Here is a 21,258-nt window from a genome sequence, read left to right as displayed (position 1 = left end):
GGCACCACGATCGGCAAAGGGTACGGTTCAGCTCTCGTGGTGGCTTCCAGCAGCAAGCAGGTGCGCGTCGCGGTCGTCGACGACCACGAGTCGGTTCGACTCGGTCTCGAGGCCGCGTTCACCCACGCTGGTTTCGACGTGCTGCTGACGGCGGCGAGCGTGCCAGAGTTCGTCGAGCTGCTCGATGGGCGTGAAGCCGACGTCGTGGTGCTCGATCTGTCGCTCGGCGACGGGTCGAGCGTGACCGAGAACGTCAAGGCGGTGCAGGCCACCGGCTCGGCGGTGCTCGTGCACTCGATCGCCGATCGCGTGGCGAGCGTGCGCGAGGCTCTCGCGGCCGGGGCCGCCGGCGTGATTCCGAAGTCGTCGGCGACGAGCACGGTCATCGCGGCTGCCGAGACGGTCGCGCGCGGCGAAGTGCTCAACAACCTCGAGTGGGCGAGCGCGATCGACGCCGACCGCGACTTCGCGAAAGCGCAGCTGGGGCGGCGCGAGCGCGAGATTCTGCACCTCTATGCGAGCGGGCTGCCGTTGAAGCTCGCCGCGCAGCAGCTCGGCATCGGCTATTCGACGGCGCGAGAGTATCTCGATCGCATCCGCGCGAAGTATGTCGAGGTCGGTCGCCCCGCGCCGACGAAGGTCGACCTGCTGCGCCGCGCCGTCGAAGACGGCATCCTTCCCGGCCTCGACGCTGACGGTGATGAGTCGGCCTAGCCCGGTCGCCACTGCGGTGAGCGCGACCAAGGCCCCTCGCAGCCCGATCAGTCGCAAGAGGGTCGACACGGTCATCTCGCGCTCGGTCGCCTGGTTCGGCATCGTCTTCGGCCTGCAGGCTGTTCCGCTGCTGCTCGGGCAGTATGAGCTCGGCCAGCCGCTGTGGTCGGCGATCACGGTCGGTGCGGTGTTCGGCTCGCTCGTCGTCGCCCTGTTCTGCTCGAGCATCAAGCGGTGGGTTCGGGGTTCGCACCTGCTCGTGTCGTTCGTCTACGTCGCCGCGCTCCTGACCTGGCCGTTCTTTCTCGCCGACCCTGCCGTCACGCAGGTCGGCAACCACTGGCTCTATCAGTTGACGACGGTCGCCACGGCGACGGCGGCCATCGGGTTCACGGTGCGGCGTGCGCTCATCTACCTCATCGTGGTGCCGCTCATCTACGGGGTGATCCGTGTGACGCCCGCGGGGGGCGGCGCCCCCTGGGAGCTCGGGCTGTTCGACGCCGTCTACGCGATCATTCTCGGTGGCGCCGTGCTGGTGATCGTCACGATGACGCGTGTCGCCGCGAGCTCGGTCGATGAGGCGCAGGGGGCGGCGATCGACCGCTACGCCCGCGCGGTGCGCCAGCACGCCACCGAGGTCGAGCGCGTGCACGTCGACTCGATCGTGCACGACAGCGTGCTGACGACGCTGCTGACGGCCGCTCGCGCCGAGTCGCCCGAGCAGAAGGCCCTGTCGGCGCAGATGGCGACGAATGCGATGCAGCACTTGCGCGAGGCCGCCCTCGTGTCGCCAGACGACGGCACGACGGTGCGGCTGCGTCAGCTCGCCGACCGCATCGTGGGCACGGCCCGCGAGCTGCAGGCGGTCTTCGCCATTCGCGTTCGCTCGCTCGACACCCGGGTGATTCCGTCTGCGCAGGCCGAAGCGCTCTATTCGGCTGCCGTGCAGGCGATGGTGAACAGCGTGCAGCACGCTGGCGGGCCCGAGGTGCGCCGGTGGCTCAAGGTGTCTGGCGTGCACGGCGGCGCGATCGAGATCGAGGTCGGCGACAACGGGCGCGGTTTCGAGCTCGATCAGATTCCGGATGCTCGGCTCGGGGTGCGCCGGTCGATCATCGAGCGCACGGCCAGTGCTGGAGGGCATGCCACCATCGAGTCGTCTGTCGGCAAGGGCGCCGTGGTGACGCTGGTCTGGCCGCACTTCTCGCCAGAGGGCGACAGAGCCGACCTCGAGGGTGAGGGCGACGCATGAGAATCGGGGTGCCTCGCTCGCTCATCGTCACGATGGCGGCCATCTTCTCGGCCTACCACATCGTGCTCGGGCTCTACACGATCGATGTGCCCGCGAATCCGCTGCCCGTCGTCGCCGCGATGGCCCTCTACGCCATGGCGACGGCGATCAGTCTGCTGCCGGGGCAGCCCGAGCGCATGCCCACGGCGATGGCGATCGCGAACGTGCTCGTGTGCATCGCGATGACGCTGCTCATCACGCCGCAGCTTGACACTGCGCGCGAGGGAGGGCTCGGCTACGCCACCTGGTATGTGGCGGCGGTCGGAACCCTCATGACGATCACGTCGACTCGACGGCGTCACCTCTACGCCTGGATCGGCATCGCCGCGCTCGTCGTGCAGACGATCGTCTGGGGCGGGCCCGGGCTGCTGCTCGGCATCGGAGTGATCGGCAGCGCGGCCTGGGTGGCCGTGTCGCACATCCTGTCTCGCGCGCTGCTGAAGGCCTCGAGCGATGCGGCTCGTTTCGCGCGCGCCGAGCGCGAGGCCACCGACTGGCAGGCGGCGCAAGAGGCGCACCTCTACGAGCGGCAGTTCAGGCTCGGCCAGACCGGCACCACGGCGGTGCCCATGCTGCAGATCATCGAGCAGTCTGGTGGCGACCTGACCGACGATCAGCGGCGCGAGTGCCTGCACCTTGAGGGGGCGATCCGCGACGAGATCCGTGGGCGGCTCTTGCTCAACGACGCCGTGCGCACCGAGGTGATGGCGGCGCGGCGTCGAGGGGTCACGGTCAACCTGCTCGACGAGGGCGGGCTCGACGATCTCGACGACGTCAACCGCGAGCGAGTGCTGTCGACGCTCGCCGATGCCATCCGCTCGACGCAGGCGTCGCGCGTGATCGCCCGCACGGCGCCGGCCGACTCCGACGTCGCCGTCACGGTGGTGGGACTGACGCTGATCGATGACAGTCACGCGCGTGATCTGGGGCAGTCGCGCGACGACGACGAAGACGACTCGGTCGATCTCTGGCTCGAGATACCAAGGACTACGGGTTAATGATCGAAGGGCCGGAGTACCCAACTCCGGCCCTTCGCAACATATCGAGGTAGAGCAGCAACCCGAATGCGGCCCTACCTCGCCCCCCAATCACTGTCCGCTACCCGTGCGGCTGTGGTGATGGGTGGGTGAGCTCAAAGAGCATCACCTGACATGACTATGGTGTCGAAGCTGCCGTCTCGCGCCTAGTCGTCATTTTGGGGGACACGTGGGGGACAAGTTAGCTTTGAGCAGCGCTCATAATGCCGGAAATACGAGGCTGTGAGACACGAATGTGACGCAGACCGGGGTACATATCCCCCGAAATGGGGGTACATCCGAGCCCCGAACCGAGCGTGTCGGCGTGCTAGCAGCCGCGAGCGCCCCGGCTGGCGCCCCACGCTCCGGGGCCGGGCGAGAGCAGCCCGCGCATCTGCCGGGCGCCCCGAGTCCACTCGTCGGTGCGCGGCGCGACACGGCTCGCGCCCTCGCTCGCCTGAGCGGCGAGCACGGCGGTGATGACGGCGTGGGTCGCCGCGAGCTCGTCGGCGGTGGGGCTGCCGGTGATGACGCGCATGACCGGTGCGGCCTCGTGCGGCGTGAGCGCGGCATCCACCCCGTCGCCTGGCGACTCAGCCCGCGCGCTCACAGCGGAATGTTCCCATGCTTCTTGGGCGGCAGGCTCGCCCGCTTGCCCTTGAGCGCGCGCAGCGCCTTGATGATGGCGCCGCGCGTCGCGGCGGGCTCGATGATGCCGTCGAGCTCGCCCCGCTCAGCGGCCAGAAACGGGCTCGCCACGTTGTAGGTGTACTCGTTCGCCAGCCGGGTGCGCACGGCCGCGACGTCGTCGCCTGCCGCTTCTGCCGCCTTGATCTGGTCGCGGTACAGGATGTTCACCGCACCCTGCCCGCCCATGACGGCGATCTCGGCCGTCGGCCACGCCAGGTTCATGTCGGCCCCGAGCTGCTTCGAGCCCATCACGATGTAGGCGCCGCCGTAGGCCTTGCGCGTGATGACGGTCACGAGCGGCACGGTCGCCTCGGCGTAGGCGTAGAGCAGCTTCGCACCGCGCCTGATGACGCCCGTCCACTCCTGATCGGTGCCCGGCAGATACCCGGGCACGTCGACGAGGGTGAGGATGGGGATCGAGAAGGCGTCGCAGAAGCGCACGAAGCGACTGGCCTTCTCGCCGGCGTCGATGTTGAGCGTGCCCGCCATGGCGTTGGGCTGGTTGGCGATGACGCCCACGCTGCGCCCCTCGACCCGGGCGAAGCCGATGACGATGTTGGGGGCGAAGAGCGGCTGCACCTCGAGAAACGAGCCCTCGTCGACGACGTGGTCGATGATGTCGATGACGTCGTACGGCTGATTCGGGCTGTCGGGAATGATCGTGTTGAGCTTGCGATCGGCGTCTGTGATCTCGAGCTCTGCCGAGGCTTCGTACTGCGGCAGCTCGGCGAGGTTGTTGTCTGGCAGGTAGCTCAGCAGGGCCCGCGCGTAGTCGAAGGCGTCGTGCTCGTCGCTCGCGAGGTAGTGCGAGACGCCCGAGACGCGGTTGTGGGTGAGGGCGCCGCCGAGTTCTTCCATGCCGACGTCTTCGCCCGTGACGGTCTTGATCACGTCGGGGCCGGTGACGAACATCTGGCTGGTTTTGTCGACCATGATGACGAAGTCGGTGAGCGCGGGCGAGTAGACGGCGCCGCCGGCCGCGGGGCCGCAGATGATCGAGATCTGCGGAATCACGCCGCTCGCCGCGGTGTTGCGCCGAAAGATCTCGCCATACTTGCCGAGCGCCACGACTCCCTCTTGAATGCGCGCGCCGCCCGAGTCGAGAATGCCGATGATCGGCACGCCGGTCTTGAGCGCGAGCTCCATGACCTTGATGATCTTCTCGCCGGCGACCTCGCCGAGCGAGCCGCCGAAGATCGTGAAGTCTTGGCTGTAGACGGCCACCTGGCGGCCGTGCACGGTGCCGGTGCCCGTGACGACGGCGTCGCCGTACGGCCGCTTCGCCTCCATGCCGAAGGCGTGCGTGCGGTGGCGCACGAACTCGTCGAGCTCGACGAAGCTGCCGTGGTCGAGCAGCGTGTCGATGCGCTCGCGCGCCGTCATCTTGCCCTTGGCGTGCTGCTTCTCGATGGCGGCCTCACCACTGGCGGTGACCGCCTCGTGGTAGCGCACCTTCAGGTCGGCGATCTTGCCGGCCGTGGTCGAGAGGTCGGGGGCCGAAGGAGTGGCAGAGCTGGTGTCGTCGGTCACCGTGTCAGCCTATCGACCGAAGAGTGCCGGGCATCGTTGGCGATCATCCACAAAACACGGCCCGGCCTTGTGTGCGCGCGATGCTGGTCAGGCAGTCGCGGCGATCGTGGCGACGCCGATGAAGACCGCGATCACGCCGACCACCTGCACGCGCAGCAGCCGCTCGCCGAGCACGCGCCAGCCGAGCAGCGCGGTGACCACGGGGTAGAGCGAGGCGAGCACGCCGACGACGCTGAGGGCTCCTGCCTGGCTCGCGAGGGCGAAGCAGACGTTGGCCAGGTAGCCGAGCAGCCCGATCGCGGCGATGCCGAGCAGGTCGCGCCCGCGCACCGGGTGCGGCAGCAGCGCGGGGCTCACCGGCCGGCCGGCGTGCAGCCGCGCGGCGGCACCGCGCAGGCGCACGTGCACCCACACCGACAGCGCCAGCACATAGAGCGCGAGCACCACGCCCGTGTTCACGATGAGCGTCGTCGTGATGCTCGTGGCGCTGCCGAGGGCCACCGAGACGTTCGCGAGACCGAACCCGGCAGCTGCGGTGAAGGCGAGCATGATCGACTGCACGCGGTGCCGGTGCACTTCGTCGCCGCCCTCGCGCGAGCGCACTTCTGGCCCGCTCGCGAGCACGGTGCCGATGATGGCGACGACGAGACCGAGGGCCAGGATGCCCGTCACCGCGTCGCCCGAACCGACCCCCACCATGACGGGCACGACGACCGACAGCGAGGTGATCGGAGCTACGACCCCCATCGTGCCGATCGCCAGAGCGCGGAAGAGTGCCGACACCCCCACGGCGGTTCCGAGCCCGCCGATGACGCCCCACTGCACGGCGTTGGCGTCGGCGAGGTCGAGCGGCTCGACGATGAGCCGAGTCGACACGGCGAGGGCGGCGACCGCTTGCGAGCCCAGCAGCACGATGATGAGCGGAATGCGCCGCGACAGCACTCCGCCGAGAAAGTCGGTGACGCCGAGCAGCCCGCTCGCGACGAGCGCGAGCCACGTGAGCCCCGGCATCAGGCTCTCCTGCGCCGCTCGAGCGCGTCGACGAACTGCACGGGGTCGACGGGTGCTTCGCGCCAGCCGAGTGCGCGTGCGAGCCTCGCGAGCTGCGGCGGTTCGACGGCGGCGGCCTCGAGCGCCTCACGGCCCGCGAACACCTCGGCGGCACGACCGTCGGCGCGCACCGTGCCGCGGGCCATAACGACGACGCGGTCGAAGTTCTCGACGCAGAAATCCATGTCGTGCGTGATCGCCACGACGGTGCGCCCGCGCGCGGCGAGGTCGTCGATGATGCGCGAGATCAGGTGCACGCCGGCCTCGTCTTGCCCCGTCGTGGGCTCGTCGAGCACGACGATCGGCGCCTGCATGGCGAGCACGGCGGCGATGGCGACGCGCTTGCGCTCGCTCAGCGACAAGTGGTGCGGGTGCGCGTCTGCCTCGTGGGCCAGGCCGACCGCGTCGAGGGCGTCGGCGACTCGGGCGGTGACCTCGTCGTCGTCGACCCCCAGGTTCTTCGGCCCGAAGGCCACGTCGGCGCTGACCGTGCGAGCGAAGATCTGCTCGTCGGGGTTCTGAAAGACGTAGCCGACGCGGTGTGACAGTTCGGCGATCGACTTGTCTGCGGTGTTCCAGTCGCCGATCTGCACGGTGCCCTCGGTGGGGCGCACCATGCCGTTGAGGTGCCGAACCAGCGTGGTCTTGCCCGCGCCGTTCTGGCCGACGATGGCCAGTCGCTCAGCGGGCGCGATGGTCAGGTCGACGCCGGCGACCGCTTCGACTCCGCTCTCGTAGGTGTGGCGCAGCCCCGAGATCTGCACGGTCAGATCGTGCCGCTCGCTCATCGCCCCGACCCTTCGTCGCCGAACACCGCGACCGCGTCGCTCACGCTCACGGGCAGTGCCGTTGCCGGCGCGAGCAGCCCGCGGTCGCGCGCCTCGCGCGCCGCTCGCGTGATGCGCGTCTGCCCGACCCCCCACGAGCTCAGCCTGTCGTCGGCGAAGACGGTGCCGGGGCTGCCCGTGAGCACGATGCGCCCGCCCGCGAGCACGGCGATGGCGTCGCAGTGCTCGTGCAGCAGCTCGGTCTTGTGCTCGATGATCACCACGGTCGTTCCGGCCTCGCTCAGCCGCTCGAGCACGTCGTAGACCATGCGGGTGCCGGCGGGGTCGAGCTGCGAGGTGGGTTCGTCCATGACGAGCACGGTCGGAGCCATGACGACCATCGACGCGATCGCCACGAGCTGCATCTGCCCGCCCGAGAGCGCGTAGGGCGAGCGGTCGAGCAGCGGGCCGAGCCCGAGGGTGTCGGCCACAGCATCCACTCTCTCGATCATCTCTGCGCGCTCGACCGAGCGGTTCTCGAGGCCGAACGCGATCTCTTCGCGCACCGTGAAGCGGGCGCCCGAGATCTGGTTGAAGGGGTTCTGGGTGACGAGCCCGACGACGTCGACCGCTTCGCTCAGCGTGCCATCGGCAAGCACGCGGCCCGCGACGCTCGCGGTGCCCCGGTAGGTGCCGCCCTCGGTCGCGGGAATGAACCCGGCGATGATCTTCGCGAGCGTCGTCTTGCCGCTGCCCGAGGCTCCGACGATGCCAGTGATCGAGCCGGCGGCGACGTCGAGGTCGAGGTGCGCGAGCGTGAACGCCGGCGCGTCTTCGTAGGCGTAGGCGACGCCGCGCAGTTCGATCACGCGATCACCCCCAGCACCACGAGTACGATGACGGCGGCAGCGGTCGCGGCGAGCAGCCACCGGCCGATGCGCTCGGCGATCGGGTCGTCGACGACGGTCAGGCTCGTGGGCCGCGGCGTGGCGCCGAACGCGCGAGCCTCCATCGCGGTCGACCTCTCGTCGACGTCGGTGATCATGCCCAGCACGAGCGGGCCGATGAGCGGCAGCAGGGCGCGGGCACGGCGAATCGGTCCGCCGACGATCTCAAGGCCCCTGGCCTGCTGGGCGAGCAGGATGCTGCGCGCACGCTCTTGAAACGCCGGAATGATCTGCAGGCTCGCGCTGATGACGTAGGCGATCTTGGGGCTCATGCCCGCCTGCGTGAGCGCGGTCATCAGTCGGGCAGGGTGCGTGGTCAGCACGAAGACGAGCGCGCCGAGCACGAGCGCACTCAGCCTGGAGCCGATCGTGAGCGAGAACACGAGGCCCTCGACCGAGAGCCGGGCCGGCCCCCACTGCCACAGCACCGTCGTCGCGTCTGGGAAGAAGAAGCCCTGCACGATGAACAGCACCACGAGCAGGGGCAGCAGCAGAATCAGGAACAGCCGGAAGAGCCTGCCGCCGACTCGGGCGAGTGCGGCGGCAGGCACCACGACGAGCACCACGATCGCGAGCGGAACCCACCACTGCGGCACCGCGAACACGATGGCGATGATGGCGAGCAGCGCCACCAACTTCGTCACCGGGTTGAGGCGATGCACCGCAGAGGTGCGCTCGAGATAGAGGGTCGTCACGGCTTGTCTCTTCTGTCGGCTACGCCTTCGGCGCCTCAGGTTCGGCGGGGGCGACCGGGGTCACCTTGCCGAACACGTTGTACTGGCGCACGAACGGGAACCTGCCGCGCAATCGACTCGGCAGCGCGAACAAGATGATCACGACCACCGTGAAGGTGATGACCTTGTCGAGCGGGTCGCTCAGCAGGCCCTGCAGGGTCGTCGACGCGAGCAGCGAATTGCCCCACGCCTGGAACGCCGCCACGAGCGCACCCGTGCCCGCACCCGTCGCGCCACCGAAGATGAACGCGGCGATCGGGGCCGAGACCACGGCGGCGACGATGCCGGTGATGAAACCGGCGACGGGCGCGAGGTAGAAGCGCCGGAACATGCCCAGGCGGGCGGCGTAGCCGGCCATCACACCGATCACGACCGCGGTCACCGCGAACGGCAGCGCGATCGGGCCGATCGTGAGGCCCCAGATGACGTTCGTCAGGGCACCCGTCACCGCACCGGCCGCAGGCCCCGCCAGAACTCCGACCAGCACGGTGCCGATCGAGTCGAGGTAGAGCGGCAGGCCCAGCACCGCGGTCAGCTGGCCGACCGCGATATTGAGCACGATCGCGATCGGGATGAGGCTCAGCGTGGCCGTCGGCAGGCGGTGGATGGCACCGACCGCGATGAGGGCCGCACCGATGAGGTACCCGGCGAGGGCGATGAGGGCTGACGTGCCGAGCCCGCCCTCGGCGAGCTCTTCAGGCTGCACCAGGATCAGATAGAGGTAGGTCGCCACGATGACGGCGGCGCCCAGTGCCACGAAGATGCGATTGCGTGTTCGATTCGCATCGACGGTCGGGGTGGATCCACTCATGAATGCCTCCTTGCACTCGTTTGTGTGTGCGGCACGTGGCCGCTGGGGTGTACGGCAGGGCGCGCGGGTCAGCGCGCGGCACCTCCCGCGGCCTCGCCGACGCGCGACGCCAGGGCGGCGACGCGGTCGATGAGGTGGTCGAAGAACGCTGCGGGGTCGGTGTCGACGACGATGGCGGCATTCGGCTCGCGGCCCCACAGCCCCGCATAGTCGGCGATCGTCTGCCCTCGGCTGAGGGTTCCGCCGAGCTCGACGTCGACGGTCGCCGGCTTGAGCGTGGCCATCTCGGGGTGCAGCGCGACGGCCGCCGCGAACGGGTCGTGCATGTGCGCGAGCCAGCCCTGGTCGTGCGTCACGTGAAACTCGAAGTAGAACCGCACCGCGTCGGTGAGGTGCCGCAGCACGGGGTTGCTGGCCTGCGATCGTGAGCCGAAGGGGGTGTCGGGGCTCAGCGCAGCCCCCGAATCTCCGATGGCGGCGGCGATGCGCTGCAGGTGCTCGGGCCGCATCTCGATGCGCTCGGTCACGTCGAGCGCGCAGACGATCGGAGCGCGCTCGGGCGGCAGGCCGCTGAACGCATCGAACACCATCTTGGCGCTCTCGGGGTCGACGGCGATGTTCCACTCGCTCACCGGGGTGGTGTTGCCCGAGTGGTGAAAGCTGCCGCCCATGATGACGAGCCGCTTCAGCAGCTGCGGCAGCTCGGGGTCGATGCGCAGCGCGAGCGCGAGGTTCGTGAGCGGGCCGGTGACGAGCCCGACCACCTCGCCGGGGCGGCTGCGCACGGCATCGATCCAGACCTGCGTCGCGTGCCGCTCGCTGATCGTGGTGGTCGGTGCGGGCAGCTCGGCATAGCCGATGCCCTGCGGGCCGTGCGTCTCTTCGGTGGTCATGAGCGGGGCGAGCACCGGCACTTCGCTGCCGAGCGCCACCTCGATGCCGTCGACCCCGCACAGCTCGAGCCAGGCCAGGTTGTTGGTGGCCACCTGCCGCGCCGGAACGTTGCCGGCCGTGCACGTGATGGCCAGAATCTCGGCCTCGGGGCTCGCCATGAGGTACAGCAGTGCGAGCGAGTCATCGATGCCGGTGTCGACGTCGACGATGAGGGGGGTGCGGGAGTGGGTCTCTGACATGGTTCCTTCTCTCACAGCGCTGACCCGCGACGATGCGGAACAGCGACGACCAGGTGGTCATGAGGGGGGTCGAGCGCGGCGGTGGCGGCGTCGACCTATCCAGTCAAAGCAAGGGCTCCGTTTCAGTGGGGGCGATCACGTCGACGTCGGCGGATGCCCGGTGCCGGTCGCGAACGCCCGGTGCCGGTAACCATACTGGCGGTCGCGAGCCGTGTCCACAGTCTCGCCCTGTGGCGGGCGTGTCGTGCTGTGTGCACCCCTCGAGCACCCCATCGGCCGTCACACGCCACCGTGCGCTTCTAGGCTGGCAGCATGCAGGTACCCCAGAGTCGAGCCGTCGCGCAGTCGCTCGAGTGGCGAGAGAGCTGCCCGTCGACGAACAGCGAGCTCGTCGCCCGCGCTGCGCAGCTCGACGATCTCACCGTGCTCGCGACCGATACGCAGACCGCGGGCAAGGGTCGGCTGGGTCGCACCTGGTCGGCTCCGGCGGGCTCGGCGCTCGCCGTCTCGGTCTTCGTGCGCCAGGCGTCGAGGTCGTCCGCTGCGCTCGCCACCCCGCCTCGCGCATCCTCCGCCTCGCCCGAGGCGCCCGCCACCCCGCCCGACCCGCGTCGGCTCGGCTGGCTGCCCCTCGTCGCGGGCGTCGCCATGTGCAGGGCCGCGCACGCGCTGGGCGTGCCTCGGGCATCCGTCAAATGGCCCAACGATGTGCTGGTCGATGGCCGGAAGCTCAGCGGAATCCTCACCGAGCTCACCCCCCACGGCGTCGTCATCGGGGCCGGCCTCAACCTGACGATGCAGCGCGACGAGCTGCCGGTGCCGACCGCCACCTCGCTCGCCCTCGAAGGGGCCTCGGTCGACGACTCGCTCACCGATCGCGCCCTCGACGCCTACCTCAGCGAGCTGCTGCCCCTGATCGCGATGTGGCGGTCGGCGCACGACCCCGCCGAGCTGCGCGGCATCGTGCAGCCTCACCTGCACACGCTCGGTCTCGCCGTGCGCGTCGACCGCCCGGCCTTGCCAGTGCTGCTCGGAACAGCGGTCGAGCTCGACGACGACGGCTGCCTGGTGGTGCAGCCGACTGACCCGAGTTCGACTCGCATCGCCGTGGCAGCAGGAGACGTCACGCATCTGCGGTATGAATAGGGCATGACGGGGGAGGCTCGGCCGCCAGAGCGTGCGATCGCGCGCTTGCGGCCTCACGCGCGCGCACTCGTCTTTCCGTCGTTCGCGCTCGTCGCGGCGAGCGGCGCCGGCTCGTATGGGGCCTTCGCGTTCGACGAGCTGTGGCAGCGGCTCGCCTCGCTGCTCGGCGCGGTCGTCGCGATCGGGGTGTTCTGGATGCTCCCGCTGCTGAGCTGGCTCAGCACGCAGTACCTCATCACGACGCGCAGACTCGTGCTGCGGCGCGGGCTGCTCGTCCGCACCCGCAAAGAGGTGCTGCTGAGCCGAGGTCACGACGTGACGGTGCGGCGTTCGGGGCTGCAGTCGCTGTTCGGGTCGGGAGACGTGCTCGTGAACACGGGGCTCGATCGGCCGATTCTGATGCGGGATGTTCCCCGAGCCGATCTCGTCGCTGATGCGGTGAGCGACCTCATGGAGGCGAGCACCACGTCGATCGCCACCGTGCGTCGTCCGCTCGACGACGCGGCCCCTGAGTCGCGCCGCTCACGCTCCGACCGCTGAGCCCCACCCCGCCGACCCGCTCCACCCTGCCGCGCCGACGCACCCCACCCCGCCGAACCACCCCACCCCACCGACCCGCTCCACCCTGCCCCGCCGACCCGCCCCGCCCGTTCACCCGATCGTCGACTGCCGCTCGCGCCCCGCTCACCTGCCCCTCGCCGGCCGCTCGTAGCCTCGCCTCATGCGAATCTCGGTGATCGGGTGCGGCTACTTGGGCGCGGTGCACGCCGCGGGGATGGCCGAGCTCGGCCACGACGTCATCGGTGTCGACGTCGATGCGGAGAAGATCGCGGCGCTGGCCCGCGCTGAGGCTCCGTTTCACGAGCCGGGGCTGCCCGAGCTGCTACGAGCGCATCGTTCGCGCTTGCTGTTCACGACCGACGCTTCGGCGGTGCGAGACGCACGCGTGCACTTCATCGCCGTCGGCACACCGCAGCGCTCAGACTCGCCCGCTGCCGACACCCGGTTCGTCGATGCCGCCGTCGAGGCGCTGCTGCCGCACCTCGCCCCGGGCCACCTGGTGGTGGGCAAGTCGACGGTGCCCGTCGGCACTGCCGAACGCCTCGCGGCCCGAGTGCGCACGACCGGCGCCCGACTGGTCTGGAACCCTGAGTTTCTTCGCGAGGGCCGAGCGGTCGACGACACGCTGCACCCTGACAGACTGGTCTACGGAATCGAAGCCGGTGACAACGAGAGCGTGGCCCTGCTCGATGCCGTCTACGAGCATCCACTCACTGCGGGAACCCCGCGTCTCGTGACCGATCTCGCGACCGCCCAGCTGGTGAAGTCGGCGGCGAATGCGTTTCTCGCCACGAAGATCTCGTTCATCAACGCCATGGCTGAGGTGGCCGAGGCGTCGGGTGCCGACGTGAGTCAGCTCGCCGACGCGATCGGCCTCGACGCGCGCATCGGGCGGGCGTTCTTGGGCGCGGGCCTCGGTTTCGGCGGCGGGTGCCTGCCCAAAGACATCAGGGCGTTTCGCGCGCGGGCCGACGAGTTGGGTGTGGGCGACGCACTCGCGTTTCTCGGCGAGGTCGACGCGATCAACCTGCGTCGCCGCACGCGCGTGGTCGACGTGCTCGAGCGCGAGCTGGGGCCGCTCATCGGCCGCCGCATCGCGGTGCTCGGCCTCGCCTTCAAGCCAGACTCTGACGACGTGCGCGATTCTCCGGCGCTCGCCGTGGTGCAGCTCTTGCGCGAGCGCGGAGCTGTCGTGGTGGCGACCGACCCGGTGGCGATCGAGACCGCCCGCCGTCGTGACCCGCTGCCGATCTATGTCGACACGGTCGAGCAGGCGCTCGCCGGTGCCGAAGCGGTGGTGCTCGCGACGGAGTGGGCCGAGTATCGGCAGCTCGATCCGGCAGCCGCGGGGTCAGGGGTGGCGAATCGTCTCGTCGTCGACGCCCGCAACGTGCTCGATGTCGACGCTTGGCGTGCTGCCGGCTGGATCGTGCGCGGGCTGGGTCGGGCGCATGCGCCGAGCGTCGAAGACCCACGAGCGGTAGAGAGCGAAGCGAAACGCGCTGCCGAGCGCCAGCCCGACCACGTTTGAGGCGATGTTGTCGGCCAGCAGGCTCGTGAAGCCGAGGGCGTAGCGCGAGACGGCGAGGCAGGCGACGGCGATGAGCAGCCCGCCGATGCTGACGAGCGCGAACTCGAGCACTTCGCGCCCCGCGGGGCGTCGCCGTTCGAGGCGGAATGTCCAGTACCGGCTGCCGATCCAGTTGATGACGATCGCGACCGACACTGACACCGTCTTGGCGAGCAGCGGGCCTTCGTCGATGACGTCTGGGTCGAACACGGTGACGCGCAGCAGGTTGAACAGGGCGATGTCGACGACGAGTCCGACGAGCCCGACCGCACCGAATCGTGCGAGCTGCGAAACGATGGCGGGCATCTCACCTCGGTTGTCGGCCAGAATGGGCACAGGAAGTCGAATTCTATAAGGAGGCTCATGCCCGTCGTCGGTGTCATTGGGGGAGGCCAGCTCGCGCGCATGATGATTCCGGCCGCGGTGGCGCTCGGCGTCGAGATTCGGGTGCTCGCCGAGGCGGCCGACTCGTCGGCGCGTCTCGCCGCGACGGCCGTCGGCGACTATCGCGATGAGGCGACGGTGCTCGAGTTCGCGCGCGGTTGCGATGTCATCACGTTCGATCATGAGCACGTGCCGCAGCCGGTCTTGCAGGCGCTGCAGGCGGCGGGCGCTGCGGTGCGCCCTGGGCCGGATGCTCTGCTCTACGCGCAAGACAAGCTCATGATGCGCGAGCGCTTGTCGAGACTGGGCGTGCCGCAGCCCGACTGGGTTCGAGCCGAGTCGGCCTCTGAGGTTGAGGGCTTTCTCGCCGATCATGGCGGGCGCGCTGTGGTGAAGACGCCGCGCGGCGGATACGACGGCAAGGGTGTGCGCGTCGTGTCGAGCGCTGCTGAGGTTGCCGACTGGCTCGAGGGCGGGGCCGTGCTGGTCGAAGAGCTGGTGTCGTTCAGGCGCGAGCTGGCGCAGCTGATCGCCCGTCGGCCGAGCGGCGAGTCGCGGCCGTGGCCGTTGGTCGAGACGGTGCAGAAGGGCGGGGTGTGCGCTGAGGTGATCGCGCCGGCCGCGCACGCGAGCGACGCCGTCGAGCGTGCCGCGGCCGAGATCGCGACGTCGGTGGCGAACGGTCTCGATGTGACGGGTGTGCTCGCGGTCGAGCTGTTCGAGTCGAGCGATGGTCGTGTGCTGGTCAACGAGCTCGCGATGCGCCCGCACAACAGCGGGCACGTGACGATCGACGGGTCGGTGACGAGCCAGTTCGAGCAGCACCTGAGGGCGGTGCTCGATTGGCCGCTCGGCGATACGTCGGCTCGGGCGCCATGGTCGGTGATGATCAACGTGTTCGGCGAGCTGCCGCAGCCCGCGATCATGGCCGCGCTCGGTCATCAGCCGGCGGTCAAGGTGCACGCCTACGGCAAGGGACCGCGTGCTGGTCGCAAGGCCGGGCACGTGACGGCCACGGGTGATGAGCTCGACGAGACGGTGTATCGCGCTCGGGCGGCGGCAGCGCACTTCGACTAGCGCGAATCTCTCTGACCACCCAGCGCCCGCCACCTAGGCGGCGGGGCGCGCCGGCAGGGCTCGTCGAAGTGTCTGGTCGTGCGCGCGAAGTGCGAGTGGCTCGGTGGTGCCCGCCCCGCGAGCGGGCGGTATGGCGCGATACTCATCGAGCCCGTCTGGCCCGCGATGTCTCTCGATGCGCCAGCCGTTGTTGTGCACGAGCAAGTGATGGTGCCTGCACAAGAGCACTCCGTCGGCGACATCGGTGCGCCCGTTCTCGGCCTCCCACGGCTGAATGTGATGTGCTTCGCACCAGCTCGGAGGCCTGTCGCAGCCTGACCATCGGCACCCGCCGTCGCGAGCGGCGAGCGCGACGCGTTGACGCGGCGTGAAGAAGCGCTGCGTTCGGCCGACATCGAGCGGCTGACCGGTCGTGGCGATGAGGATGGGCGCCTGGGTTCCGTCGCAGAGCATGCGGCGCGCGGTCGGCAGCGACACGGGGTCGGTCTGCCCTTCGATGTGCGCGCTGCCTGAGCCCTCAAGCAGGTCGCGCGCGGTGACGACGATGCGCACCGAGGGCGCGCCGCTCGACAGCAGTGCGCTCGAGTCGGCGTCGGCGCCTGCGCGCAGCAGATCGAGAAAAGCATCCGAGGCGTACTGCTCGGGCGTGCGCTCGTCGGCGTTCATGCGCTCGATGAGCTCGACATCGCGCGGCGAGAGGAAGGTGGGCCCGCCGCGGCGTGGCGACGTCGCGCGGTCGTACAGATCGGTGACGACGGCGGCCGATTCTGGGTCGAGCACCCACGTGGCGCGAGTCATGCCATCGCTGCCGCGGAAGACGCGCAACGACCGAGCGTCTCGACGGGCGCGTTCGCGGTCGGCGATGCCTGCAGTGTCGATCTCATCGCGAACCTGGCGGGCGCGTCGAAAGAGCCGATCGACGTCGAGCGACTCGGCGTCGATGATGAGCGCACGAACCGCAGATTTCAGCGCGTCGGCGTTGACTGTCTCGCTGACATCGCCGAGCCCCGACCGAATCGACTCGAGGGCCGCCGTCGACAGTCTGCCCTGGGTGACGGGCTCGACGAGTGCATGCGCCCACTCGGGGAGCGATGGTCGAGCGTCGCCCTCGTCGCCCTCGCCGAGCGACTCGGCCAGCAGGGTTCCGGCGCGCACAGCCACTCGAGCGTCGCGCTTCGACGAGCCGGTGGTGACACGCACCAGCTCTTCAGCAGTGCGGTGCCCGTGCCGCTGCGCGAGCCCATCGTGCGACAACTGCGCAGTCGAGCGTCTGGCCACCTCACCGGCGAGCACCGCCGATCGTGCGTCGACCAGCCGGCGCACCTCGGCTGCCCGGTGCAGCGTCTCGAGCAGCGCCTCGTCTGAGCACTCGTGCATCGAGCCCGCGTCGGCGCAGTCGAGCAGCGCGCGATGCGCGATCTCGAGTGCGGCGAGCAGGGAAGCGGTCATGGGTCGATTCTCTCAATATTCGAACGTGTGTTCTAGAGGGGTGCGGCAATCTTGGGAGAAGAAGTCTGACTCGCGGCCTGTGGAGGAGCGGCGGCCAGCCCACGCTCACGCCACACCAACCCCCGCCCAGCGCGCCGCACCCGCCCGCCGCGCCCGCCGCGCCTACGCTTGACCCATGAACTCTCCGCTCGTCGCCGTCGTCATGGGCTCTGACTCTGACTGGTCGGTGATGCAGGCTGCCGCCGTCGCGCTCGACGAGCTGGGCATCCCGCACGAGGTCGAGGTGCTGAGCGCCCACCGCACTCCTGACGCGATGATCTCGTTCGGCCGCGCGGCCGCCGGCAGGGGCATCCGGGTCATCATCGCGGGCGCAGGCGGCGCCGCCCACCTTCCCGGCATGATCGCGAGCGTGACGACGCTGCCGGTCATCGGTGTACCCGTTCCGCTGAAGACCCTCGACGGCCTCGACAGCCTGCTCAGCATCGTGCAGATGCCGGCCGGCATCCCGGTGGCGACGGTGTCGATCGGCGGGGCGCGCAATGCGGGCATTCTGGCGGCGCGCATCATCGGCTCGACGGATGCGGCCGTCGCCGACCGCCTCACCGCCTTCGCCGCAGAACTCGAGCAGGCCGTGGCCGAGAAGAACGCCGCGCTGAAGGCCTCGATCGGCCGAGGCCCCGCGGCACCGGATTCCGGCGCCGCACCCGCGCAGTGACCTCCCACACTGTGACCACGCACGCTCACGACCTGCGGCACACGTCTCCGCTGCGCAACCCCGACGTGCGCGACCCCGACGTGATGGCGCGGCGCGGCTGGTGGCTGCTGGGGCTGAATCTGCTGGTTCCGGGCAGCGCGCAGCTGCTCGCCGGCAGCCGTCGGTGGGGGCGCTTCGCGGTGGGCGCGACGCTCACACTGTGGGCGATCGTGGCCGCCGCCCTGCTGCTGCTCTGGCTGTGGCGCCCGGCCGCGCTGACGATCGCGACGAACCCGATCGTGCTGTGGGTGGCGCAGTTCGGGCTGCTGTTCTATGCGGTGCTGTGGCTCGTGACGACGCTCAACGCGTTCACGCTCGTGCGGCTGGTGAAGACGCGCCCGTCGGCGCGCGCACCGCTGGCGCTGTTCGTGATCGTGAGCATCGCGCTGGGCACCGGTTCTGCAGGCTGGGCCGCCTACATGACGGGTGTGGGGCGGGATGCTCTCAGCGGCGTCTTCGCGGGCGGCGGCATCGACGCCCCCATCGACGGGCGCTACACGATCTTGCTGCTGGGCGGAGACGCCGGCGATGACCGCATCGGCTTGAGGCCAGACAGCATGACGCTCATGAGCGTCGATGCTGGTTCGGGCGCGGTGACGATGGTGGGCATCCCGCGCAATCTGTATGACGCGCCGTTCGTCGAGGGCTCACCGCTCTGGCAGGTGTGGCCGAACGGTTTCGACTGCGGAGACGACTGCCTGCTCGCCTACCTCTACCCTTGGGTCGAGGAGCATCCTGAGCTGTATCCCGATGCCGAGCGCAACGGCAGCACCCCCGCGCTCGAGGCGATGAAAGACGCGGTCGGCGGCGTCACGGGGGTGACCGTGCAGTACGCGGTGCTCATCGACATGGCCGGATTCGCGAACCTCATCGACGCCATGGGAGGCGTCGAGGTGACCGTCGACGAGCCGGTGCAGATCTGCGCGAACGGCGAGCCGGTGGTCGGCGTGATCGCGGCCGGCCAGCAGCTCATGTCTGGAGACACGGCGCTGTGGTACGCGCGCAGCCGCTGCAACCTCACCGACTTCGATCGCATGCGGCATCAGCGCGACATTCAAGAGGCGATGCTGCAGCAGCTCGACCCGGCCACGGTGATCACGCGGTTCGAGGCGATCGCCGAGGCGTCGAACGAACTGGCCCGCACGACGATTCCGCAGGCGATGCTCGGACTCTTCGCCGATCTCGCCGTGAAGTCGCGCGAGCACGAGGTGATCCGCGTCGAGCTGGTGCCGCCGACGATCGACAACGTGCACCCCGACTACGCGCTCGCCCACGAGTTGGTGCGCGTGGCGGTCGCGCCGCGCCCGGCGCCCACCGACTCGCCGGCACCGTAGCGCGGCCGCCGCCCGGCCGCGCGGGTGCCGCGCCCCTGCCCCTCTGCCGTGGGTGCCGCGCCCCTGCCCCTCTGCCGTGGGTGCCGCGCCCGTGCCCCGCCGCCGTGGGTGCCGCGCTCCGTGCTCCTCCGCCGTGGGTGCCCATTTGTGGCATGTGAGCCGAAACTTTTCAGCACTCTTGCCACAAACGGCTGCTTTCGCGGCGGGGTGCGGTGCGGGGCGGCAGGGGGGCGGCAGGCGGGCGCCGCCGTGCGCACCAGGCCCCGGATGCTCGCCTACAGGTCGGCGTGCAGCTGCCAGGTCTTCTCGGCCGAGTCGTGCCAGCTGTAGGCGGCGGCACGATCGCGCCCGCGCACGCGCAGCTCGTCGGCCAGTGCGGGGTCGTCGACGACTCGCCGCAGCGCTTCGGCGAGGCGCTGGGGGTATTCGTCGCGCGGGTCGAGGTCGACGACGAGACCGGCGCCGGCGGCAACTTCGACGAGGGCGGGCGCACTCGAGTGCACGGTCGGCACGCCGAGCTGCATCGCTTCGAGCAGCGGCAGCCCGAACCCTTCGGCGATGCTCGGCACGACGGCCACGGTGGCGCGCGACAGGGCGACGGCGAGGGCGGTGTCGTCGAGGGCTCCGAGCACGCGCACCCGGCCTTCGTCGAGCCCGGCTTCGGCGGCGAGTGCGTCGACGTCGATGTCGCCCCAGCCCTGGCGGCCGACGAGCATGAGGGGCAGGTCGGGGGCGTCGTCCAGCGCGAGTGCTGTGATGAGTTCGGCGATGCCTTTGCGGGGCTCGATGGTGCCCACGCAGATGATGTACCGCTCGGGCAGCTCGAGCTCGGCGGCTCTGCTGTCGGCGCTCGGCCCTGGGTCGAGGGTGGTGCTGGCTGCGCCGCCGATGACGCGCACGCGATCGCCGAAGTCGAGCAGCTCTGCCAGCTGGTCGGCGACGGTGTGCGTGGGCACGACGATCGCGTCGGCGTAGCGCTCAGCGCGCTTGGCCATGGCGATGTGCCAGGCGACTCCGCGCGGGGTGAGGGTTTCGGGGTGGCTCCAGGGCACGGTGTCGTGAATGGTGACGATGATCTGCTCGCCGGGGTTGTTGACCCGGTCGTGCCGGTAGAGCGGGGCGAAGAGGCTGGGGGCGTGAATCATGCCGCTGCCGGGCAGCCGGGTGAAGCCGTGCTGCCAGGCGGCGGCGAGCTGCCGGCGGTCGAGGGCACTCTTGTAGAGGCCGCCGAGCCCTGGCAGCGCCGCTTCGATGCGCTGGTAGTCGGCTTCGGGCGATGAGGGAACGATGCCGGTCACGTCGCAGCCGCGCGGCGCCGTGGCGATGAGTTCGCGCGTCAGCTCGATGGCATAGCGCCCGATGCCGCCGGGTATCGGCGCGACGGCCTGGTCGAGCACGACGCGCAGCGTGGTAGAACTCACCCGAACACCCCTTCGGCCATTGCTTCGTAGAGCGCTTCGCGCCACGGTCGCATCGGCTCGAGGCCGATGCGGCGCCAGCCGTCGTGGCCGAGCACCGAGTGCGCGGGTCGCTGTGCCGGTCGCTGAAAGCGAGCGCTGTCAGTCGGCTCGACTGTAGCAGTGTCGCCGCCGAGGTTCTCGACGATGGCGCATGCGAAGCCGTGCCACGTGGTGGCTCCTGACGCGGTGCCGTGCAGCGTGCCTGAGCGCACGCCTGCGGAGAGCATCCGCACGGTCTGCTCGGCGAGGTCGCGAGTCCAGGTGGGTTGTCCGTGCTGATCGTCGACCACGGTAAGGGTGCCGTACTCGCGGTAGAGGCGCACCATGGTGCGCACGAAGTTGGGGCCGTGCTCGCCGTAGAGCCATGCGGTGCGCAGCACGATGCTGCCGTCGGGGTGGGCGGCGCGCACGCGCCGTTCGCCTTCGGCTTTCGTGCGGCCGTAGGCGCTGACGGGGGCGAGCGGTGCGTCTTCGGCGTACGGTTCAGTCGCGTCGCCGGCGAAGACGTAGTCGGTGGAGTACTGCACGAGCACTGCGCCCGCGGTTCGGGATGCTCGCGCGAGGTTCTCGGCACCCTCAGCATTGACGGCCATGGCCTCTGCTTCGTGCGTCTCGGCGTCGTCGACGCGCGTGTAGGCGGCGGCGTTGAGCACGACGTCGTGCCCGGCGACGGCGTCGCGGCACGCGGCGGCGTCGAGAATGTCGAGTGCTCCGCGGTCGAGAGCGGTGACGTGGTGGCCGGCTCGTTCTGCGGCGAGCCGCAGGTCGGTGCCGAGCATGCCGCGTGCGCCGGTGATGAGCACGCGCCGCGGACGACTCATGGCGTGCCCGTCAACCGCT

At 70.0% G+C, this 21,258-nt stretch carries 20 protein-coding genes and 1 pseudogene; 9 read left to right on the top strand and 12 right to left on the bottom strand.

Features of this window, described 5'->3' with window-relative positions; all coding sequences use genetic code 11:
* Window positions 1-9: 9 nt before the first annotated feature.
* Genes KIT89_RS07600 through KIT89_RS07590 form a run of 3 tightly spaced genes read left to right on the top strand, consistent with a single transcriptional unit; the run spans window position 10 to window position 3,003 of the window.
* Window positions 10-714, top strand: a complete 705-nt coding sequence (locus tag KIT89_RS07600; protein ID WP_297603935.1) for a response regulator transcription factor — start codon at window positions 10-12, stop codon at window positions 712-714.
* Window positions 701-1,966, top strand: coding sequence for an ATP-binding protein (locus KIT89_RS07595; protein WP_297599877.1), 1,266 nt, complete (start codon window positions 701-703; stop codon window positions 1,964-1,966). Before KIT89_RS07600 ends, KIT89_RS07595 begins: the two co-directional genes overlap by 14 nt.
* Window positions 1,963-3,003 (top strand): hypothetical protein, encoded by a 1,041-nt coding sequence (locus tag KIT89_RS07590; RefSeq protein WP_297599875.1) that lies wholly within the window; start codon window positions 1,963-1,965, stop codon window positions 3,001-3,003. The genes KIT89_RS07595 and KIT89_RS07590 overlap by 4 nt, the downstream gene beginning before the upstream one ends.
* A gap of 346 nt (window positions 3,004-3,349) precedes the next feature.
* Here KIT89_RS07590 and KIT89_RS07585 read toward each other — a convergent pair whose 3' ends face one another.
* From KIT89_RS07585 to KIT89_RS07550, 8 genes are all read right to left on the bottom strand, one after another.
* A complete protein-coding gene (locus tag KIT89_RS07585; RefSeq protein WP_297599873.1) occupies window positions 3,350-3,631 on the bottom strand; it encodes an acyl-CoA carboxylase subunit epsilon in 282 nt (93 codons plus the stop codon).
* On the bottom strand, window positions 3,628-5,241 hold the full coding sequence (locus KIT89_RS07580) for an acyl-CoA carboxylase subunit beta (protein ID WP_297599870.1): 1,614 nt from the start codon (window positions 5,239-5,241) through the stop codon (window positions 3,628-3,630). The genes KIT89_RS07585 and KIT89_RS07580 overlap by 4 nt, the downstream gene beginning before the upstream one ends.
* 87 nt (window positions 5,242-5,328) lie before the next feature.
* Window positions 5,329-6,252 carry a hypothetical protein gene (locus KIT89_RS07575; RefSeq protein ID WP_297599867.1) on the bottom strand — a complete coding sequence of 308 codons (924 nt, stop codon included), beginning with the start codon at window positions 6,250-6,252 and terminating at the stop codon, window positions 5,329-5,331.
* A complete protein-coding gene (locus KIT89_RS07570) occupies window positions 6,252-7,079 on the bottom strand; it encodes an energy-coupling factor ABC transporter ATP-binding protein (RefSeq protein WP_297599864.1) in 828 nt (275 codons plus the stop codon). Before KIT89_RS07570 ends, KIT89_RS07575 begins: the two co-directional genes overlap by 1 nt.
* Window positions 7,076-7,927: an energy-coupling factor ABC transporter ATP-binding protein gene (locus tag KIT89_RS07565; protein WP_297599862.1), complete on the bottom strand. Its 852-nt coding sequence runs from the start codon at window positions 7,925-7,927 to the stop codon at window positions 7,076-7,078. The genes KIT89_RS07570 and KIT89_RS07565 overlap by 4 nt, the downstream gene beginning before the upstream one ends.
* A complete protein-coding gene (locus KIT89_RS07560) occupies window positions 7,924-8,700 on the bottom strand; it encodes an energy-coupling factor transporter transmembrane protein EcfT (RefSeq protein WP_297599860.1) in 777 nt (258 codons plus the stop codon). The genes KIT89_RS07565 and KIT89_RS07560 overlap by 4 nt, the downstream gene beginning before the upstream one ends.
* A 19-nt stretch (window positions 8,701-8,719) precedes the next feature.
* Window positions 8,720-9,550: an ECF transporter S component gene (locus KIT89_RS07555; protein ID WP_297599858.1), complete on the bottom strand. Its 831-nt coding sequence runs from the start codon at window positions 9,548-9,550 to the stop codon at window positions 8,720-8,722.
* A 68-nt stretch (window positions 9,551-9,618) separates the two neighbouring features.
* A complete protein-coding gene (locus tag KIT89_RS07550; RefSeq protein WP_297599856.1) occupies window positions 9,619-10,683 on the bottom strand; it encodes a nucleoside hydrolase in 1,065 nt (354 codons plus the stop codon).
* 312 nt (window positions 10,684-10,995) lie between these two features.
* Between KIT89_RS07550 and KIT89_RS07545 the strand changes: the two genes are divergently transcribed.
* The 3 genes from KIT89_RS07545 (at window position 10,996) to KIT89_RS07535 (ending at window position 13,921) form a co-directional block, all read left to right on the top strand.
* Entirely contained in the window at window positions 10,996-11,829 is an 834-nt protein-coding gene (locus KIT89_RS07545) for a biotin--[acetyl-CoA-carboxylase] ligase (RefSeq protein ID WP_297599853.1), read from the top strand.
* A gap of 3 nt (window positions 11,830-11,832) precedes the next feature.
* Entirely contained in the window at window positions 11,833-12,369 is a 537-nt protein-coding gene (locus KIT89_RS07540) for a PH domain-containing protein (RefSeq protein ID WP_297599850.1), read from the top strand.
* A 181-nt stretch (window positions 12,370-12,550) separates the two neighbouring features.
* A complete protein-coding gene (locus KIT89_RS07535; RefSeq protein WP_297599848.1) occupies window positions 12,551-13,921 on the top strand; it encodes a UDP-glucose/GDP-mannose dehydrogenase family protein in 1,371 nt (456 codons plus the stop codon).
* Here the strand turns inward: KIT89_RS07535 and KIT89_RS07530 are convergent.
* A pseudogene (locus KIT89_RS07530) lies at window positions 13,916-14,266 on the bottom strand (GtrA family protein); the annotation flags it as partial. The gene KIT89_RS07535 and the pseudogene KIT89_RS07530 overlap by 6 nt on opposite strands.
* A gap of 45 nt (window positions 14,267-14,311) precedes the next feature.
* Between KIT89_RS07530 and KIT89_RS07525 the strand changes: the two are divergent.
* Window positions 14,312-15,421 carry a 5-(carboxyamino)imidazole ribonucleotide synthase gene (locus tag KIT89_RS07525; protein WP_297603934.1) on the top strand — a complete coding sequence of 370 codons (1,110 nt, stop codon included), beginning with the start codon at window positions 14,312-14,314 and terminating at the stop codon, window positions 15,419-15,421.
* 33 nt (window positions 15,422-15,454) lie between these two features.
* On the opposite strand, the gene KIT89_RS07520 is transcribed toward KIT89_RS07525, so the two are convergent.
* On the bottom strand, window positions 15,455-16,870 hold the full coding sequence (locus KIT89_RS07520; protein ID WP_297599845.1) for an HNH endonuclease signature motif containing protein: 1,416 nt from the start codon (window positions 16,868-16,870) through the stop codon (window positions 15,455-15,457).
* A gap of 175 nt (window positions 16,871-17,045) precedes the next feature.
* Here KIT89_RS07520 and purE point away from each other — a divergent pair, with 175 nt between their 5' ends.
* Together purE and KIT89_RS07510 are read left to right on the top strand one after the other, a co-directional pair.
* Entirely contained in the window at window positions 17,046-17,585 is a 540-nt protein-coding gene (gene purE / locus KIT89_RS07515) for a 5-(carboxyamino)imidazole ribonucleotide mutase (protein WP_297599842.1), read from the top strand.
* Complete coding sequence (locus KIT89_RS07510) at window positions 17,582-18,958, top strand: LCP family protein (RefSeq protein ID WP_297599839.1); 1,377 nt, start codon at window positions 17,582-17,584, stop codon at window positions 18,956-18,958. The genes purE and KIT89_RS07510 overlap by 4 nt, the downstream gene beginning before the upstream one ends.
* Before the next feature lie 275 nt (window positions 18,959-19,233).
* On the opposite strand, the gene KIT89_RS07505 is transcribed toward KIT89_RS07510, so the two are convergent.
* Window positions 19,234-20,379: a glycosyltransferase family 1 protein gene (locus KIT89_RS07505; RefSeq protein WP_297599836.1), complete on the bottom strand. Its 1,146-nt coding sequence runs from the start codon at window positions 20,377-20,379 to the stop codon at window positions 19,234-19,236.
* Window positions 20,376-21,239 carry a dTDP-4-dehydrorhamnose reductase gene (gene rfbD, locus KIT89_RS07500; protein WP_297599833.1) on the bottom strand — a complete coding sequence of 288 codons (864 nt, stop codon included), beginning with the start codon at window positions 21,237-21,239 and terminating at the stop codon, window positions 20,376-20,378. The genes KIT89_RS07505 and rfbD overlap by 4 nt, the downstream gene beginning before the upstream one ends.
* Between the last annotated feature and the right edge of the window lie 19 nt (window positions 21,240-21,258).

It is taken from the genome of Microcella sp., assembly GCF_025808395.1.
GTDB lineage: Bacteria > Actinomycetota > Actinomycetes > Actinomycetales > Microbacteriaceae > Microcella.
Note: the sequence above shows the minus strand (reverse complement) of the source record. Positions and strands in the feature narration are given on the sequence as shown.

Bases quoted from the DNA above. Each gene is read 5' to 3' on its own strand.
- KIT89_RS07590 (WP_297599875.1), top strand. From the start codon at position 1,963: ATGAGAATCGGGGTGCCTCGCTCGCTCATCGTCACGATGGCGGCCATC.
- KIT89_RS07570 (WP_297599864.1), bottom strand. From the start codon at position 7,079: ATGAGCGAGCGGCACGATCTGACCGTGCAGATCTCGGGGCTGCGCCAC.
- KIT89_RS07555 (WP_297599858.1), bottom strand. From the start codon at position 9,550: ATGAGTGGATCCACCCCGACCGTCGATGCGAATCGAACACGCAATCGC.
- KIT89_RS07540 (WP_297599850.1), top strand. From the start codon at position 11,833: ATGACGGGGGAGGCTCGGCCGCCAGAGCGTGCGATCGCGCGCTTGCGG.
- KIT89_RS07550 (WP_297599856.1), bottom strand. From the start codon at position 10,683: ATGTCAGAGACCCACTCCCGCACCCCCCTCATCGTCGACGTCGACACC.
- purE (WP_297599842.1), top strand. From the start codon at position 17,046: ATGAACTCTCCGCTCGTCGCCGTCGTCATGGGCTCTGACTCTGACTGG.
- KIT89_RS07535 (WP_297599848.1), top strand. From the start codon at position 12,551: ATGCGAATCTCGGTGATCGGGTGCGGCTACTTGGGCGCGGTGCACGCC.
- KIT89_RS07595 (WP_297599877.1), top strand. From the start codon at position 701: ATGAGTCGGCCTAGCCCGGTCGCCACTGCGGTGAGCGCGACCAAGGCC.
- KIT89_RS07545 (WP_297599853.1), top strand. From the start codon at position 10,996: ATGCAGGTACCCCAGAGTCGAGCCGTCGCGCAGTCGCTCGAGTGGCGA.
- rfbD (WP_297599833.1), bottom strand. From the start codon at position 21,239: ATGAGTCGTCCGCGGCGCGTGCTCATCACCGGCGCACGCGGCATGCTC.
- KIT89_RS07520 (WP_297599845.1), bottom strand. From the start codon at position 16,870: ATGACCGCTTCCCTGCTCGCCGCACTCGAGATCGCGCATCGCGCGCTG.
- KIT89_RS07575 (WP_297599867.1), bottom strand. From the start codon at position 6,252: ATGCCGGGGCTCACGTGGCTCGCGCTCGTCGCGAGCGGGCTGCTCGGC.